20 protein-coding genes are annotated in these 15,771 nt (G+C 64.3%); all 20 read left to right on the top strand.

Features of this window, described 5'->3' with window-relative positions:
• The first annotated feature begins 2 nt into the window (after positions 1 to 2).
• The 20 genes from J7557_RS06235 (at position 3) to J7557_RS06330 (ending at position 15,699) form a co-directional block, all read left to right on the top strand.
• The gene (locus J7557_RS06235) at positions 3 to 1,244 is read left to right on the top strand and encodes a terminase family protein (protein WP_291418435.1); all 1,242 of its coding nucleotides are present in this window, start codon (positions 3 to 5) and stop codon (positions 1,242 to 1,244) included.
• Between the two features lie 232 nt (positions 1,245 to 1,476).
• Positions 1,477 to 2,637, top strand: coding sequence for a phage portal protein (locus tag J7557_RS06240; RefSeq protein WP_291418437.1), 1,161 nt, complete (start codon positions 1,477 to 1,479; stop codon positions 2,635 to 2,637).
• Complete coding sequence (locus J7557_RS06245) at positions 2,638 to 3,039, top strand: hypothetical protein (RefSeq protein ID WP_291418439.1); 402 nt, start codon at positions 2,638 to 2,640, stop codon at positions 3,037 to 3,039.
• Positions 3,014 to 3,421, top strand: a complete 408-nt coding sequence (locus J7557_RS06250) for a hypothetical protein (protein WP_291418441.1) — start codon at positions 3,014 to 3,016, stop codon at positions 3,419 to 3,421. The genes J7557_RS06245 and J7557_RS06250 overlap by 26 nt, the downstream gene beginning before the upstream one ends.
• Positions 3,422 to 3,455: 34 nt before the next feature.
• Positions 3,456 to 3,803 carry a hypothetical protein gene (locus J7557_RS06255; protein WP_291418443.1) on the top strand — a complete coding sequence of 116 codons (348 nt, stop codon included), beginning with the start codon at positions 3,456 to 3,458 and terminating at the stop codon, positions 3,801 to 3,803.
• Between the two features lie 66 nt (positions 3,804 to 3,869).
• Complete coding sequence (locus tag J7557_RS06260) at positions 3,870 to 4,061, top strand: hypothetical protein (protein WP_291418445.1); 192 nt, start codon at positions 3,870 to 3,872, stop codon at positions 4,059 to 4,061.
• Between the two features lie 131 nt (positions 4,062 to 4,192).
• Complete coding sequence (locus tag J7557_RS06265; RefSeq protein ID WP_291418447.1) at positions 4,193 to 4,669, top strand: HK97 family phage prohead protease; 477 nt, start codon at positions 4,193 to 4,195, stop codon at positions 4,667 to 4,669.
• Between the two features lie 12 nt (positions 4,670 to 4,681).
• The gene (locus J7557_RS06270) at positions 4,682 to 5,902 is read left to right on the top strand and encodes a phage major capsid protein (RefSeq protein WP_291418449.1); all 1,221 of its coding nucleotides are present in this window, start codon (positions 4,682 to 4,684) and stop codon (positions 5,900 to 5,902) included.
• 213 nt (positions 5,903 to 6,115) lie between these two features.
• On the top strand, positions 6,116 to 6,682 hold the full coding sequence (locus J7557_RS06275) for a phage head-tail connector protein (protein WP_291418451.1): 567 nt from the start codon (positions 6,116 to 6,118) through the stop codon (positions 6,680 to 6,682).
• Positions 6,679 to 7,020 (top strand): phage head closure protein, encoded by a 342-nt coding sequence (locus tag J7557_RS06280; RefSeq protein WP_291418452.1) that lies wholly within the window; start codon positions 6,679 to 6,681, stop codon positions 7,018 to 7,020. Before J7557_RS06275 ends, J7557_RS06280 begins: the two co-directional genes overlap by 4 nt.
• The gene (locus J7557_RS06285) at positions 7,017 to 7,412 is read left to right on the top strand and encodes a DUF3168 domain-containing protein (protein ID WP_291418454.1); all 396 of its coding nucleotides are present in this window, start codon (positions 7,017 to 7,019) and stop codon (positions 7,410 to 7,412) included. The genes J7557_RS06280 and J7557_RS06285 overlap by 4 nt, the downstream gene beginning before the upstream one ends.
• 11 nt (positions 7,413 to 7,423) lie before the next feature.
• Positions 7,424 to 7,837: a phage major tail protein, TP901-1 family gene (locus J7557_RS06290; protein WP_291418456.1), complete on the top strand. Its 414-nt coding sequence runs from the start codon at positions 7,424 to 7,426 to the stop codon at positions 7,835 to 7,837.
• 7 nt (positions 7,838 to 7,844) lie between these two features.
• Positions 7,845 to 8,159 (top strand): gene transfer agent family protein, encoded by a 315-nt coding sequence (locus tag J7557_RS06295; RefSeq protein ID WP_291418459.1) that lies wholly within the window; start codon positions 7,845 to 7,847, stop codon positions 8,157 to 8,159.
• Positions 8,156 to 8,347, top strand: coding sequence for a rcc01693 family protein (locus J7557_RS06300; protein WP_035086598.1), 192 nt, complete (start codon positions 8,156 to 8,158; stop codon positions 8,345 to 8,347). Before J7557_RS06295 ends, J7557_RS06300 begins: the two co-directional genes overlap by 4 nt.
• Complete coding sequence (locus J7557_RS06305; protein ID WP_291418462.1) at positions 8,337 to 8,876, top strand: phage tail tape measure protein; 540 nt, start codon at positions 8,337 to 8,339, stop codon at positions 8,874 to 8,876. The genes J7557_RS06300 and J7557_RS06305 overlap by 11 nt, the downstream gene beginning before the upstream one ends.
• A gap of 194 nt (positions 8,877 to 9,070) precedes the next feature.
• Complete coding sequence (locus J7557_RS06310; RefSeq protein ID WP_291418464.1) at positions 9,071 to 9,691, top strand: DUF2460 domain-containing protein; 621 nt, start codon at positions 9,071 to 9,073, stop codon at positions 9,689 to 9,691.
• Positions 9,688 to 10,578: a DUF2163 domain-containing protein gene (locus tag J7557_RS06315; protein ID WP_291418466.1), complete on the top strand. Its 891-nt coding sequence runs from the start codon at positions 9,688 to 9,690 to the stop codon at positions 10,576 to 10,578. Before J7557_RS06310 ends, J7557_RS06315 begins: the two co-directional genes overlap by 4 nt.
• Entirely contained in the window at positions 10,575 to 10,991 is a 417-nt protein-coding gene (locus tag J7557_RS06320) for a hypothetical protein (RefSeq protein WP_291418467.1), read from the top strand. Before J7557_RS06315 ends, J7557_RS06320 begins: the two co-directional genes overlap by 4 nt.
• Positions 10,992 to 11,222: 231 nt before the next feature.
• Positions 11,223 to 14,972, top strand: a complete 3,750-nt coding sequence (locus tag J7557_RS06325) for a glycoside hydrolase/phage tail family protein (protein ID WP_291418470.1) — start codon at positions 11,223 to 11,225, stop codon at positions 14,970 to 14,972.
• Entirely contained in the window at positions 14,962 to 15,699 is a 738-nt protein-coding gene (locus tag J7557_RS06330) for a glycoside hydrolase family 108 protein (RefSeq protein WP_291418472.1), read from the top strand. Before J7557_RS06325 ends, J7557_RS06330 begins: the two co-directional genes overlap by 11 nt.
• Positions 15,700 to 15,771: the final 72 nt, after the last annotated feature.

Consider the following 15,771-nt stretch of genomic DNA (forward strand, 5'->3'; position numbering starts at 1 on the left):
GAATGGCAACCTTGGCGGAAGAGGTCGCGGCGCTCTCCGATGAAGAGGCCGAAAAGCGCTTTTTCGACTGGCACAAATGGGCCCTGCCAAAACAATTGCCGCCGCCGGGGGACTGGACCACCTGGTTGCTGATGGGCGGGCGCGGCTCGGGCAAGACGCGGGCCGGGGCGGAATGGGTGCGCGAACTGGCGCGGGCCAGGGTGACGCCCATTGCCTTGGTGGGCGAGACGATGACCGAGGCGCTGAGCATCATGGTGCGCGGCGAGAGCGGCATCATTGCCGTGCATCCGGACGACGATAGGCCGATCCTGCGCGGTGGCAATCGGCTTGTTTGGCCCAATGGGGTGGAAGCCTGGATCATGACGGCTTCGGACCCGGAGCGGTTTCGCGGGCCGCAATTTGCCGCCGCGTGGTGCGATGAGGCCGGCAAATGGCCCCATGCGGAAGAGGCGTTCGACCAGTTGCAGTTCGGGCTGCGGCTGGGGGACCGGCCCCGCCAATTGGTGACGACGACGCCGCGACCGACGCGGCTGATCAAGCGATTGCTGGCCGATCCGCATACGGTGACAGTGCGGATGACGACGGTGGAGAACCAGGCGCAGCTGGCGCCGCAATTTCTCGATGCCGTGGTAGCACGCTATCGCGGTACGGTGCTTGGGCGGCAGGAGCTGGATGGCGAGCTCATTGAGGATCGGCCCGATGCGCTCTGGCAGCGCGGGATGTTTTGCGAGGGCGGGCCGGTCGATGGGCGTATCGTCGTGGCGGTCGATCCGCCGGTGACGGGAACGGCGCGTTCGGATGCCTGCGGGATCGTGGTGGCTGGGCGGAGCGGGGACGGCGCCGTGGTGCTGGAGGACGCGACGCTCAAAGGCGTGGCGCCGCTGATCTGGGCGCGACGGGCGGTGGCGGCGTTCGAGGCGCATGCGGCCGATGCGATTGTCGTTGAGGTCAATCAGGGCGGGGACCTGGTGAAGAACCTGATTGGGCAAGTGGATACCTCGGTGCCGGTGATCGAGGTGCGGGCAAATCGCGGTAAATGGCTGCGGGCGGAGCCGGTGGCGGCGCTTTATGGGCGCGGGCTGGTGGGGCACGTGCCGGGGTTGGCGGCGCTCGAGGATGAACTTTGTGCCTTTGGGCCGGACGGCAAGGCCGATGGGCATTCGCCGGACCGGGTGGATGCGCTGGTCTGGGCGCTGACGGAACTGCTGCTGAAGGGCGTGGGGCCGCGGGTGCGCTGGGTTTAGCGCTGATCTTCCTTCTCCCCTTGAGGGAGAAGGTGCCCCGAAGGGGCGCCGAATTCGCAAATGCGAATTCGGTTGGGATGAGGGGTATTTTTTCAGCGCGTGCAACGCGCTCCTCTGGCGGAGGAGGGATACCCCTCACCCTGACCAATTTGCTGAACGCAAAGTTGGTCTGTCCCTCTCCCTCAAGGGGCGAGGGGAAGTCGGTGGCTGGGGCGAGATAGAGGAACAAAAAATGCCGAACTGGATGAACCGCCTTTTCGGCGGACGGACGAACACGGCCAGCGAAACCAAGAATTTTTCCGGGCACACGTTGATGACGCTGAGTGCGCTGGGGCCGGCGCAGTGGAGCGGGCGGGGCTATGCGAGCCTTGTCAGCCAGGGATTTATGCGCAATCCGGTGGTTTATCGCTGTGTGCGGTTGATTGCCGAGACGGCGAACCGGGTGCCGCTTACGGTCCGGGTCGACGGCAAGGTGGTTTCAGAGCATCCGCTGAAAGCACTGTTGCAGAGGCCCAATGGGCGGCAATCGGGCGCGGAAATGCTGGAGGCGGTTTATGCCTATTTGCAGACTGCGGGGAATGCCTATCTACAGGCGGGCATCGTCGACGGGGGCGTGAAGGCGCTGTTCGTCTTGCGGCCCGATCGCATGCGGGTGGTGGCCGGGGGCGATGGCTGGCCGGTGGCCTATGACTATACGGCGGGCGGGAAGACGGTGCGGATTTCGCAGGAAAGCGCGCCGCTGCCGGGCATTTTGCACATGGCGCTGTTTCACCCCATGGACGACCACTATGGGATGGGGCCGCTGGAGGCGGCGCAGACGAGCCTCGATATTCACAATGCCTCGGCCCAGTGGAACAAGGCGCTGCTCGACAATGCGGCGCGGCCGAGCGGGGCGCTGGTCTATTCGGCCGGCGGCGGCACGCTGACGGAAGAGCAGTTTCGGCGGCTGAAAGAGGAGCTGGAGGAGAACTTTTCCGGCGCCGCCAATGCCGGGCGGCCGATGGTGCTCGACGGCGGGATCGACTGGAAGGCCATCGCCATGAGCCCTCGCGAGATGGATTTCATCGAAGCGCGACACGCGGCGGCGCGCGATATCGCGCTGGCCTTCGGAGTGCCGCCCATGCTGCTCGGCATTCCCGGCGACAATACCTATGCGAATTTGGCCGAGGCTAACCGGGCGCTCTGGCGGCAAACGCTGGTGCCGCTGGTGGTGCGGGTGAGCCAGGAATTGAGCCTGTGGCTGGGGCCGGCGTTCGAAGGCGCGGAAGTGGTGCCGGACTTCGATGAGGTCGAAGCGCTGGCCGAGGACCGCGCGGCGCTCTGGGCGCGGGTGGCGGGCGCGGATTTTCTCAGTGATGCGGAGAAGCGGGAGATGGTTGGGGTGGGGACATAAATGCACCAGACCTGTTCATCGCAGCTCAAAACTCTCGGTCTTGAAATCTGGATCGCAACGTTATCTCTTAAGATTGACGTAGCTCTAAGTGAGCTTGAAAGGCGCTATCGTTCGGACCAGCCTCGGGCTCCGAGTGGAACTTCTGAAGGTGGTCAGTGGATTGACGATCTGAGCATCGTTAGTACTACGCGCGAAACTGAGCGTACTCTTATTGCCGGCCCGCGTTGTGACGGCTTTTCCAGCGGTTGCCAGCTTGGTGGCACATTTGGCACTACTGGCATGTTTCAAATCTTCGGGAAAAATCTCTGCAGGGCGTGTGCTTTGAAAATCCTTGGCATTGAAAGTCTACCGCAAGATGAGCAGCAAAAAACGCTGAGTGGCTTCGATCCAAAAACTCGATGAGGCAGTTATGTCATCAAGAATAGAAGCTCTGAGGGCCATTCAGGTTGGTGATCTTGTTTTTGGCCTCGGAGCGGGCGGTCAGGAAAAGCTTCTTCTCGTCTACCGCGCCGACCCGAGCGGCTTTTCGGCACGTCACGTGACTACCCAAATGAAATTTAGGTTCGACCGCAACGGGATGACGCAGATTTATTCTGACGGCGGTTACGTCAAAATCGTTTCCACAGCAGCGCTGCCCGCGGACAAACGTCGCGTGGGGATAGAGCTGGATCGCAAAATGGGCTCTAATCTGGAATATCCGGACACCAAACTGAACGAGGCAGAAATTCGGTTTCTCCAGACCTACAGGGCATTTTTTGAGTCGCACTTGCTCCCTGATCAATAGCTCGCGAAAGGCAATGCTGGGTTGTAAGTAGCAAATGCTGCTCATCACGAAGATCTCGGTTGCCGAGCGTGCGAGGCCGCTGCTCCTTAGCGAGTGGGCGCGCTTCAGGCCGCGGCACCCCGACGAGGTGTTTGGGATGGCCTATACATCGAGCCTCACCAAGGCTGATGGAACGACGCCTTTGGATTTTCGGCCCGGATATTCCCGCCATTCTGTCAATCCAGATGGGCTGAGCGATGTATGGGCCCGAGCCGTTCCAACAAATGGGCCAGAATTTCTGTTCATGCCGAAATTTATCTGGGCCCCAAATGCGCACTACATCATCGACATAGCCAGCGAACGTTATGAGCTTTTGTCTATTGGGCCTGCCGGTCAGAACTGACCAGCAGCTTTGCCCACACCTTTCGGCCCGCCTCCGGCGGGCTTTTTATTGCCCAGGAGGACCGCGATGGACGACCTCACCAAGACCATTATCGAGCGCGGGGATCTCGCGCATCTGGCGCTGTTTTTGTGGGCGAGCGGGGCGAGTGCGCTGCTGGTCTGGAGCCTCAAGGAAATGGCTTCGGCCAATAGGCGCTTCAATGATTTCGTGACCGAAATTGCCTCTTTGAACAGGCTGTTTCGCAAGGGGGACGACTGAATGGCGGACAAGCAAAGCCGGGAAACGGCGCAGCAGACATTTCGGCAATTTGCCTGGAACCTGGCGGGGACACTGGCCGACAAGGGGAGGCCCGTGGCGAAGCCCCAGGGCAGGGCGGGGAGCAAACGCTGATGGCGGGGCCAATTCCCGTCGATGCCGATGGGCGCTTTGCCGGCTATGCCAGTGTGTTCAACCGGCTCGATAGCGGCGGCGATATTGTCTTGCCGGGGGCGTTTGCGAAGAGCCTGAAGAGCCGCGCGGGGCGCATTCGGCTGTTGTTTCAGCACGATCCTAAGGAACCGGTGGGTTTTTGGGAGGAGCTGCGCGAGGACACTCATGGGCTGTTTGCGCGTGGGCGGCTGGTGCCCGGTGTGCCGCGTGCGGATGCGCTCAAACGCCTGATCGAGGCCGAGGCGCTCGATGGGCTTTCCATCGGCTTTCGCACGGTGAAAGCCAGCCGGCAGGCGGGGAACCGGCTGCTGCACGAGATCGATCTCTATGAAATTTCGATCGTGACCTTTCCGATGATGGAGGCGGCGCGGATTGCCGCCCCCGTTTCGGCCGGCGCCGCCATTGCGGCCGCTACGAGAACTATCCGTAACCGATAGAAGGATGCCGACATGGATCGGATTGACGACGGCCTTGAAACCAAGGCCGGCGCGGGGACTGACGTTGCCGCGCTGTTCAACGAATTTTCCTCCGCGTTCGAGGAATTCAAGCGCACCAATGACCAGCGCCTGAAGGATATCGAAAAGCGCGGTTCGGCCGATGGCCTGCTGGAAGGCAAGCTTGAGAGGCTCAATGCCGTGCTCGATGGGCACAAGGCGGCGCTCGATCGCGTCAGTGCCGAGCGGGCGCGTCCGGCGCTCGAGGGCAAGGGCGCGGTGCCCAATGGCGAATATAAGGAGGCCTTTTCCGCCTATGTGAAGCGCGGCGAGGAAAAGGCGCTGCAGGTGGGTGTCGGCGCCGATGGCGGCTATGTGGTGCCGGCCGAGGTCGAGACGGAAATTACCCGTTTGATGACGGGGATTTCGCCGATCCGCGCCATTGCCGGTGTGCGCCAGGTTTCGGCCTCGGTCTACAAGCGCCCGATTACGGTGAGCGGGCCGCAGACGGGCTGGGTGGGTGAGGCGGCGAGCCGTCCGACGACCACGAGCCAGACGCTGGCGGAACTGAGCTATCCGACGACCGAACTCTATGCCATGCCGGCGGCGACCACGGCTTTTCTCGACGATGCGGCTGTGGATGTCGGCCAGTGGATTGCCGACGAGGTGAATGCGGCCTTTGCGGCGCAGGAGACCACGGCTTTCGTCAATGGCGATGGCACCAATAAGCCCAAGGGTTTTCTGGCCTCGACGCCGGTGGCCGAGAGTAGCTGGAGTTGGGGGAACCTGGGCTATGTGGCGACGGGGACTTCGGGCGCGCTGCCGGCGAGCAATGGCAGCGATGTGCTGATTGATCTCGTCTATGCGCTCAAGGCTGGCTATCGCCAGAATGCCAATTGGGTGATGAACCGCAAGACGCAGGGGGCGCTGCGTAAGCTGAAGGACTCCGACGGCAATTATCTGTGGCAGCCTTCGGCGACGGCGGATGGTCGTGCCAGCTTCATGGGCTTTCCGCTGGTTGAGGCAGAGGACATGCCCAACATTGGCGCCAATTCGCTTTCGGTGGCGTTTGGCGATTTTCGCAGGGGCTATCTGATTGTCGATCGCCAGGGGGTGAACGTGTTGCGTGATCCCTATTCGAGCAAGCCGTATGTTCTGTTCTACACGACGAAGCGCGTGGGCGGCGGCGTTGCGGATTATGATGCGATCAAGCTGCTGAAGTTTGGTGTGAGCTGAGGCTTCGACTCCTTTGCCTTCTCCCCTTGAGGGAGAAGGTGCCCGAAGGGCGGATGAGGGGTATTCTTTCAGCGCCCCAATGCGCTCCTCTGCGGAGGATGGATACCCCTCACCCTGACCAATTTGCTGAACGCAAAGTTGGTCTGTCCCTCTCCCTCAAGGGGCGAGGGGAAGGCCGGTGCTTGCCGGTGAACAAATCCAAGGACCAAAACAATGACCTCCTATCTCCTGGCGGGGCCCGCCGAGGAGCCGGTTTCGCTTGTCGAGGCCAAGGCTTTCCTCAAGGTCGACGATGCGGCGGAAGACGGGCTGATCACGACGCTGATCGGGGCGGCGCGGCTACATATTGAGGGTATTACCGGCAAGGCGCTGCTGGCGCAGAGCTGGCGGGTGGTGCTCGACGATTGGCCGGAAAGCCGGGTGGTGAAACTGCCGGTTTCGCCGCTGATTGCGGTGACGGAAATTTCGGCGACGGATGGCAATGGGGCGAGCCATGACATTGCGCTCGATCAGTTTGGCTCGGAGCCGGACCGGCTGATCGTGCCGCGCGTGGTGGTTGGCATGCCGGCGCTGCAGGAACGGCAGGGCATCGAGATCGACTATGTCGCCGGGTTTGGTACCGAGCCCGAGGAGGTGCCCGCGGATTTGCGGCAGGCGCTCTTGGGGCTGGTGGCGCATTGGCATGAGCATCGCGATGCGGTGATCGTTGCCGGGGCGGGTTCGGTTGTGCCTTCGGGATTTGATCGGCTGGTGGCGGCGCACAAGCGGGTGCGGCTGTGAGCGAGAAACTTCCGCCCATCGGCACGCTGACCGATCGGGTGCAGCTTCGGCGGCGCGAAAGCGTGGCCGAGGCGGAGGGCGGGCATGGGCGGCTCTATGTGCCGCTGGGCAATGCCTGGGCGCGGGTGCGGAGCCTGACCGGGCGGCAGGGGACCAATGCCGATGGGCGGGCCGTGGCCATCTCGCATGCAGTAGTGCTGCGGTTTCGGCCTGATCTGGGGCCGGGGGATCGCGTGGTCTATCGCGGGCGCAATCTCGATGTGGTGAGCGCGGCTGATTTGAATGGGCGGCGGGCGTACCTCTCCTGCACCTGCAGCGAAACGCAGGTGACGGGATGACCCATCCGATCGTCAATTTGCAGGCGGCGCTGGTTGCGGCGCAGGAAGGAGATGCGGCGCTTACCGCGCTGGTGGGGGCGTCGGGGGTATTCGACGCGCCGCCGCAGAACAGGCCAGCGCCCTATGTGGTGATCGATCGGCACGACATCCGGCAGGTGGATGGCGATGGCACGCCGGGGCAGGAGCATCGGGTGCTCGTAAACTGCTGGGCGGATCGGCCGAGCCGCAAGGCGGCGCTGGCGATTGCCGAGCGGGTGATGGCGGTGCGGACGGGCCTGACGCCGGCGGGGCTGGCGGTGACGCTGGCAGAGCATGTGCGGACCGAGACGGTCATCGATGCGGCGACGGGGCAGGCGCGGGCGGCGGTTTTGCTGCGATTTCTTACCGAATAGCGAGGGACAAAATGGCAGCCCAGAGTGGCAAGGATATGCTCTTAAAACTCGACCAGACGGGGTCGGGTAGTTTTCTGACGGTGGCGGGTCTGCGTACGCGCAGCCTGGCGTTCAATGCGGCGAGCGTCGATACGACGGACCAGGAAAGCGCCGGGCGCTGGCGCGAACTGCTTACCGGCGGCGGGGTGAAGCGGGCTTCGGTTTCGGGCTCGGGCGTGTTCAAGGACCAGGCTTCGGATGGGCTCATCCGGAGCCTTTTCTTTGCCGGGACCATCCGCAACTGGCAGCTCATCCTGCCGCATTTCGGCACGGTGGAGGGGGCGTTCCAGATCGTGGCGCTGGAGTTTTCGGCAGACCATGCGGGCGAAGTGACGTTTGACTTGGCGCTGGAAAGCGCCGGGGAAGTCAGTTTCACGGCGATCTGAGGGACCAATGGCAAATATTCATCGTGGAGAGATCGCCGCCGAGATCGGGGGCGAGACGCGGGTGCTTTGCCTGACGCTGGGGGCGCTGGCGGAGTTGGAGGCGCGGCTTGGCGCTGGCGATCTGGCGGGATTGGCCGAGCGCTTTGCCGGCGGCAAGGTTTCGGCGCGGGATCTGACTGTGATCATCGGGGCGGGGTTGCGCGGGGGTGGCAATGCCATTTCTGACGACGAGCTGGCGCAGATGAGCGTCGAAGGCGGATTGCGCGGGGTGGCGGATATTGCCGTGCGGCTGTTGCAGGCGACGTTTGGGGAGGCGGCATGAAACCCTTTCCCTGGCGCGACGCGATGCAATTCGGGCTGGGCGTGCTGAAACTGCCGCCCGAAGCTTTCTGGAAGATGAGCCCGCGCGAACTGGCGGCGGCCTGGGGCGCAGTGGTGGGCGACAGGGCCGGGCCGCTGGATCGGCCGGGGCTCGAGGCTTTGATGGAGAGGTTTCCAGATGGCAGGTGATCTCTTTGACGAGGATTTCAAGGACGAACTGAGCGACGTGTCGGTCGAGATCAAGCGTATCCATTCGTTGGCGGATGGGGTGGCGCGGTCGATTTCTTCGGGCTTTCGCAGTGCGCTGACGGATGGGAAATCGCTGGAGTCGGTGATCGTTGGTGTGGGGCGGGCATTTGCCGATATGGCGCTGAAGGCGGCGTTCAAGCCGCTGGAGACGCTGGCCGGCAATGCGCTGGAGGGGCTCTTTGCCGGCCTCAATCCAGCGATCATTCCGCATGCCAAGGGCGGGGTGATTGCGACGCCCACCTATTTTCCGCTGGGCGGCGCGCTGGGGCTGGCTGGCGAGGCGGGGCCGGAGGCGATCATGCCGCTGGCGCGGGGGCCGGATGGACGGCTCGGCGTCGCCGGCGGTGGCGGCGGGGTCCACGTGACGTTCAACGTGACGGCGACAGATGCGCGCAGCTTTGCGGCGAGCGAGGCGGAGATGAGCGCGATGCTGCTTAGGGCAGTGCGGCGCGGGACACGGGGGAGTTAACCCCCCGTCTTCCCTTCTCCCCTTGTGGGAGAAGGTGCCCCGAAGGGGCGGATGAGGGGTATTCTTTCCGTACGAGCAAAACGGTCCTCTGCGGAGGATAGAGCACCCCTCACCCTGATTTTCTGCTGAACGCAGAAAATCTGTCCCTCTCCCGCAAGGGGCGAGGGAGGGACCGAGAGTGGGGGAACAAGAAAATGGCCTTTCATCATGTGCGGTTTCCGCTCGACATTGCGCTGGGGGCGCGGGGTGGGCCGGAGCGCAAGACCGATGTCGTAACGCTGGCGGGCGGGAGCGAGCAGCGCAATGGGCGCTGGGCGCATTCGCGGCGGCGCTACAATGCCGGCTATGGGGTGAAATCGCGGGCGGATATGCAGGCGGTGCTGGCGTTTTTCGAGGAAAGGCGCGGGCGGCTGCATGGGTTTTTGTGGCGCGACGGGATCGATCACTCTTCGGATGGCGCAGCGCCGCTGCCAGGGGATCAGGCCATTGGGACCGGTGATGGCGCACGAACCCAGTTTCAGCTTTTGAAGCGTTATGGGGCGGCGTTCGATCCCTATTTTCGGCCGATCAAGAAGCCGGTTGCGGGATCGGTGCGCGTGGCGGTGGCCGGGGTCGAGCGGACGACTGGTTGGACGGTGGATGTCACGACGGGCGTGGTGAGCTTTGCTACTGCGCCGGCTGCCGGGGCGGCGGTGAGCGCGGGGTTTCTGTTCGATGTGCCGGTGCGGTTCGATACGGATCGGCTCGATATCGAGTGGTCGAGTTTCGACGGGGCTGAAGCGCCGAATATTCCGCTGGTGGAGATCTTGCCATGAAGACGGTGGGGGCGGGGTTGGCGGCGCATCTGGCGGGGAGCGAGACGACGCTGGCGCATTGCTGGCGGGTGTTGCGCAGCGATGGTGTGGTGCTCGGGTTTACCGACCATGATGTCGAGTTGGTGGTCTCGGGGACGGCTTGTAGGCCCATGCATGGGCTTGAGGGCGGCGAGGTGCCGGCGCGGTTGGGGGCGCAGGTGGAGACCGGGGAAGTGCTCGGGATTTTGCACCATGACGCCATCGACGACGAGGATATTGCGCTCGGGCGATTTGATGGGGCGCGGGTGGAGACTTGGCTGGTGAACTGGGCGGACCCTGCGCAGAACCTGTTGCTGCGGGTCGATACGATCGGCGAGATCGTGCGCGAGGACGGCACGTTTCGCGCGGAACTGCGCTCGGCGCAGGAGGCGCTCAACTCGGTGCGCGGGCGGCTCTATCAGGGGCTGTGTGATGCCGTGGTGGGAGATGCGCGCTGTGGCGTGAACCTGGCGGCGCCCGGGCGTTCGGGGACCGCGACGGTTGTGTCGGTGGTCGATCCGTTTCGGGTGCTGGTCAGCGGGCTTTCGGGCTTTGTTGAAGATTGGTTTGCCTTTGGCATGGGGCAGTGGTCGGGCGGCAAGCGGGTGGGCTTGAAGGATGCGGTGCTGACGCATCGCAAGGGGTCGGGGGGCGACCTCCTGGGCTTTGGGCAGCGGGTGGGCGACTGGGTTGTGGCGGGCGATGTGTTTGCTGTGACGGCGGGGTGCGATCGGCGGTTTTCGACCTGCAAGGCCAAGTTCGGCAATGGGGTTAATTTTCGCGGTTTTCCGCATGTGCCGGGCAGCGACTATGTGCTGCGCTATCCGCGTGAAGGCGATGCGCTCGATGGGCGGGCGGTGGTGCCATGAGGGCGGAGCTGGTGGTCGCGGCGGCGCGGGAATGGCTGGGCACGCCCTATCGGCACCGGGCTTCGACGCTGGGGGCGGGGTGCGATTGCCTGGGGCTGCTGCGTGGGGTGTGGCGGGCGCTTTATGATGATGAGCCCATGGCGCCGCCGCCTTATCGGGCGAGTGTTCGCGACCCCGAAAATGCCGGAGCGCTGCGGGTGGCGTCGGAGCGGTTTTTGCTGCCGGCGGAGGGGGGCCTTGGAGCGGGACAGGTGGTGCTGTTTCGGCTGGCGGGGCTCGATGAGCCGAAGCATTGCGGGATCATGGTTTCCGAAGACCGCTTCATTCATGCGCAGGAAAAGCTCGGCGTCGTGGAAGCGTATTTGACTGACGGCTGGGCGAAGCGGGTGAGTGGGCGGTTCTGGTTTCCTTAGCATTTCGCAGGCGTCGGTCTTCCTTCTCCCCTTGCGGGAGTAGGTGCCCCGAAGGATCGCCGAATTCGCGTTGCGAAATCGGCTGGGATGAGGGGCAGGCGATGCCCCCGTAAGCTCCTCTGCGGAGGAGAGATACCCCTCACCCTGATTTTCTGCTGAACGCAGAAAATCTGTCCCTCTCCCGCAAGGGGCGAGGGGTGGATCGAAGCTTGTCAACAAAGGACCAAAAACATGGCGACTTTGGCTTTATCCCTGGCGGGGCAGTTTGCCGGGGGGCTGGTGGGTGGGCCGATTGGCGCGACGGTGGGGCGGGCGCTGGGGGCGCTGGCGGGGAGCGTCGTCGATAGCTGGCTGTTTGGTGAGACGCCGAAGCAGCGCGAACAGGCGACTTTCGATGTCAGGATCGGCGGCTCGGTCGAGGGGGCGGCCATTCCGCGGCTTTATGGCTGGGGGCGGCTATCGGGGAACATCATCTGGGCGCGCGAGCTCGAAGTGCTGGGCGGCGAGACAGCGGGCGCCAAGGGCTGGGGGCAGCAACCCCAGCAGCAGGAAAAGGAAGACGAGATCGGCGCGAGCTTTGCCATCGGTTTTTGCGAGGGGCGGGTGACGCGGCTGGGGCGGGTCTGGGCGGATGGGCAGTTGCTCGATCTCAGGGGGATCAACTATCGCTTTTATGATGGCAGCGCCGGGCAGATGCCGGATGGGCTGATCGAGGCGACGCAGGGGGCGGGCAATGCGCCGGCCTATCGCGGACTTTGCTATATGGTGTTTGAAAACCTGCCGCTGTCGCGCTTCGGTAATCGTATTCCGCAGATCTCGGCGGAGCTTTGCCGACCGGTGGGGGACCTTGAAACGTCCATTCGCGCGGTGACGGTGATCCCCGGGGCGACGGAATTTGGCTATGACCCAGTGCCGCGACTGCGCGTGCTGGGCATGGGGACCGGCGCGGCCGAGAATGCGCATGTGCAACCCGGTGTCAGCGACTGGACCGTGTCCATCAATGAGCTGCAGGAGCTTTGCCCGAACCTGAAACATGTTTCGCTGGTGGTGAGCTGGTTCGGCAATGATCTGCGCTGCGGGTCTTGCCAGATCGGGCCACGGGTCGAGGCGGCGAGCCGGGACGTGCAGGGCGTTTCCTGGAGCGTGGCGGGATATTCGCGCGGGGCGGTGCCGGTGGTGTCGAGCCATGGCGGCGGGCCGGCCTATGGCGGGACGCCATCGGACGGGGCGGTGCGCGCGGCGATTGCTGATCTCCGGGCACGCGGGCTTTCGGTGACGCTCTATCCGCTGATCATGATGGATGTGCCGGTGGGGAATGGCTTGGCCGATCCTTATGGCGGAAGCCATCAGGCGAGCTATCCCTGGCGGGGGCGGATTACCTGTCATCCGGCGGCCGGCGTTGCGGGCTCGCCGGATGGCACGGCGGCGGCGGCGAGTCAGGTGGCGGCGTTTGTGTCGGGTTATCGGGCGATGATCCTTCACTATGCAAATCTGGCGGCGCAGACCGGGGTCGAGGCGTTTCTGATCGGCTCGGAAATGCGCGGCATGACGACGGTCCGTGGAGCGGGGAATTCGTTTCCTTTCGTTTCGGCGCTGGTGACACTGGCGGCCGATGTGCGGGCCATTGTCGGGCCGTCGATGAAACTGAGCTATGCGGCGGACTGGAGTGAATATTCGGGCCATCAGCCGGGCGGCGGCGAGAAGTTTTTTCATCTCGATCCGCTCTGGGCCTCGGCCAATATCAATGCGGTGGGGATCGATTGCTATATGCCGGCCGCCGACTGGCGGGATGGCCAGGGGCATCTCGATGCGGTGGCGGGAAGCACGCATGACCTCGACTATCTCGGCGGCAATATTGCCGGGGGCGAGGGGTTCGACTGGTACTATGCTAGCGATGCGGACCGTGCGGCGCAGGTGCGCACGCCGATTGCCGATGGGGCGCATGGTGAGCACTGGATCTGGCGTTTCAAGGATATTTCGGCCTTCTGGAGCCAGTATCATTATGATCGGCCGGGTGGCGTAAGGGCGGGTTCGCCGACGGCATGGGTGCCGGGCTCGAAGCCAATTTGGCTAACAGAGCTTGGCTGCGCCGCAGTCGACAAGGGAGCGAATCAGCCCAATATTTTCGGCGACGCGAAGAGTTCTGAAGGGGGGCGGCCCTATTTTTCCAACGGGCTCTCGGACCCGCTGATCCAGCGGCAGTTTTTGCGCGCGCATTACCGGCATTGGGGGAGTCCGGCGAAGAACCCGGCGGGCATGGTCGATCCCGAGCGGATCTATTGTTGGACCTGGGATGCACGGCCGTTTCCGGCCTTTCCGGCGCGGACCGATGTCTGGGCCGACGGCGTCAATCATGCCACGGGGCACTGGCTGACGGGGCGACTCGGGGCGATGAGCAATGACGAAATGGCCTCGGCCATGGCGGCCGAGCATGGCGCGGTGGTGCATGCCGGGGCGTCCGATCCGATGGTTGCCGGCGTCATTCTGTCGGGGCCTGGCACGGCGCGCGATGCGCTGGAACCACTGCTCGAGATTACAGGGCAAAGACTGGTGGCGCGCGGGGGCGTGCTCGCGGCCATTTCGGCGCGCGGCGGCACGGTTGTCGGGTTTGACCGGGAGGAACTGGCGCAGGACGAGGGTGCCGTGCTCTCGCAGCGTCGGGCGGCGGCCATGGAACGCCCGGGGCGGCTAGCGCTCAACCATTTCGATAAGGGGCGGGACTATCTGACCGCCTCTGCGACGGCGGTACGGCCGGGGGCGGGGCAGCTCGTCAGCGAAAGCGTCAATATGGTGCTCGATGGGGCATCGGCGCGCCTCGCGGCGGAGCGGCTGCTGGATGATCGCGCGGCTTCGGCGGACACGGTGGAGTTTTCGCTGCCGCCCAATCTTGTAGCGATCGAGCCGGGCGACCGCGTGGTGGTCGACGGGGAGGGGCCGTACGAGGTTACCGAGATTCGCGATGGCGCGGTGCGGCGGATAACGGCGCGGGCGGTTTCGGCGGGCACGGCTTCAGCGACCGGGATCGATCGTGCGCCGGCAGTTGCGCCGGTCGTCGGCTTGGCCGTGGCACCGGTGGTTTTTGCCGCGCATTTGCCGCCGCTGGCAAGCGATCCCAGTCGGAGCCGGCTGGTGTTTGGCGCCTATGCAAAGCCCTGGCCGGGCACGGTGCGGCTCGTCGATACAGCCACGGGCGCCGGGCTGCTCGATCTGACGCGGGCGGCGGCCCTGGGCGAAGTGGTCGAGGGGATCGAACCGGGGCCGGTCGCGGTTTGGGATCGGGGGAACGATCTCAGCATCAGGCTCTATGGCGGGCATATTGCCGATGGGACGGAGGCGGGGGTGTTGGCCGGGAGCAATCGGCTGGCGGTGGAAACCGATGTCGGGTTTTGGGAGATCATCGGTTTTGCCGAGGCGACACTGGCGGAGCCGGGGCTTTATCGGCTGACCAAACTGCTGCGCGGGCTGGAGGGCACGGACTGGGCAATGGGGCCGGTTTCACCGGGGCGGCGGGTGATCGTGCTCGACGGAAAGGTGGGCGTGGTACCGGTCGAGGCCGGGAGGCTGGGCGAGGCGCGGGATGTTCACGCCTATGCCGGTACGGCCGATCTCGTAGGTCAGGTGCTCACAGTTTCGACGACGACCGATCCGGGATTGCCACTGGCGCCGGTACATTTGCGCGCGAAAAGGAATGGGACGGACGCGATCGTCTTCTCCTGGATGCGGCGCAGCCGGGCCGAGGACGATGCCTGGGGCGCGGCAGAGCCAGCTCTGGACGTGACGCCCGAACTCTATCGGGTCTCCATTTTCGACGGAACGACGCTCAAGCGCAGCATCGAGGCTTCGACGCCTTTGGCGAGCTACGGCGCTGCCGAGCAGGCAGCGGATTTTGGCGGCCTTGCCACCAGTTTTGGATTTTCGGTGGCGCAGGTGAGCGCGGCACTGGGCACGGGCCATGTGGCGGAGGGGATCTATGGCGAATGACGAGCGGTTCGAGCGCTGTCTGACTGAAATTCTGCGGCACGAGGGCGGCTATGTCGACCATCCCAGCGATCCCGGCGGGGCAACCAATATGGGGATTACCCGCAAGACGCTGGCGCGCTGGCGAAAGGTGACGCCCTGGACGGGGGTGTCCAAGGCGGCGGTCGCGGCGCTGACGCGAAATGAAGCGGCGCTGATCTATCGGGCAAATTATTGGAACACGGCCAAGGCCGGCTCCATGCCGAGCGGAGTCGATTTGGCGCTGTTCGACTTTGCGGTCAATTCGGGGCCGGACCGGGCGGTGCGTGTGCTGCAGGCGGCGCTTGGCGTGGCCGCCGATGGCGAGATCGGGCCGGTGACACTGGTGGCGGTCGAGGCGGCCGATCCAAGGCGACTGATCAATGCGCTCTGCGACCGGCGCCTGAGCTTTCTCCAGCGGCTGACCAGTTTTGCGGTCTTTGGCCGGGGCTGGACGCGCCGCGTGGCCGAAATCAGGGCGGCAGCGCTGACTGATGTGAAACTTCCTTCATCCATGCAACAGAGAGAGATCATGACCATGTTGTCGGGTTATCGGACCTATATTGTCGCGGCCTTCATGCTGGTGGCCGGTTTGGCGCAGGTGCTGGGGGTGGAACTGCCCGCGCTTGATGGCGGTTCGGCGGGGAGCCTCATTCTGGAAGCCCTGGCCATCATCTTCCTTCGCAAGGGGCTCAAAAGCGGCGCGGCGTGAGATACGCGCGGGGCCCCGCGCATAATGGGAACTGTGGACGCCAAGATGAATTGCCTTATTCATGTCCCATTC

The organism is Devosia sp. (assembly GCF_017744655.1).
GTDB lineage: Bacteria > Pseudomonadota > Alphaproteobacteria > Rhizobiales > Devosiaceae > Devosia.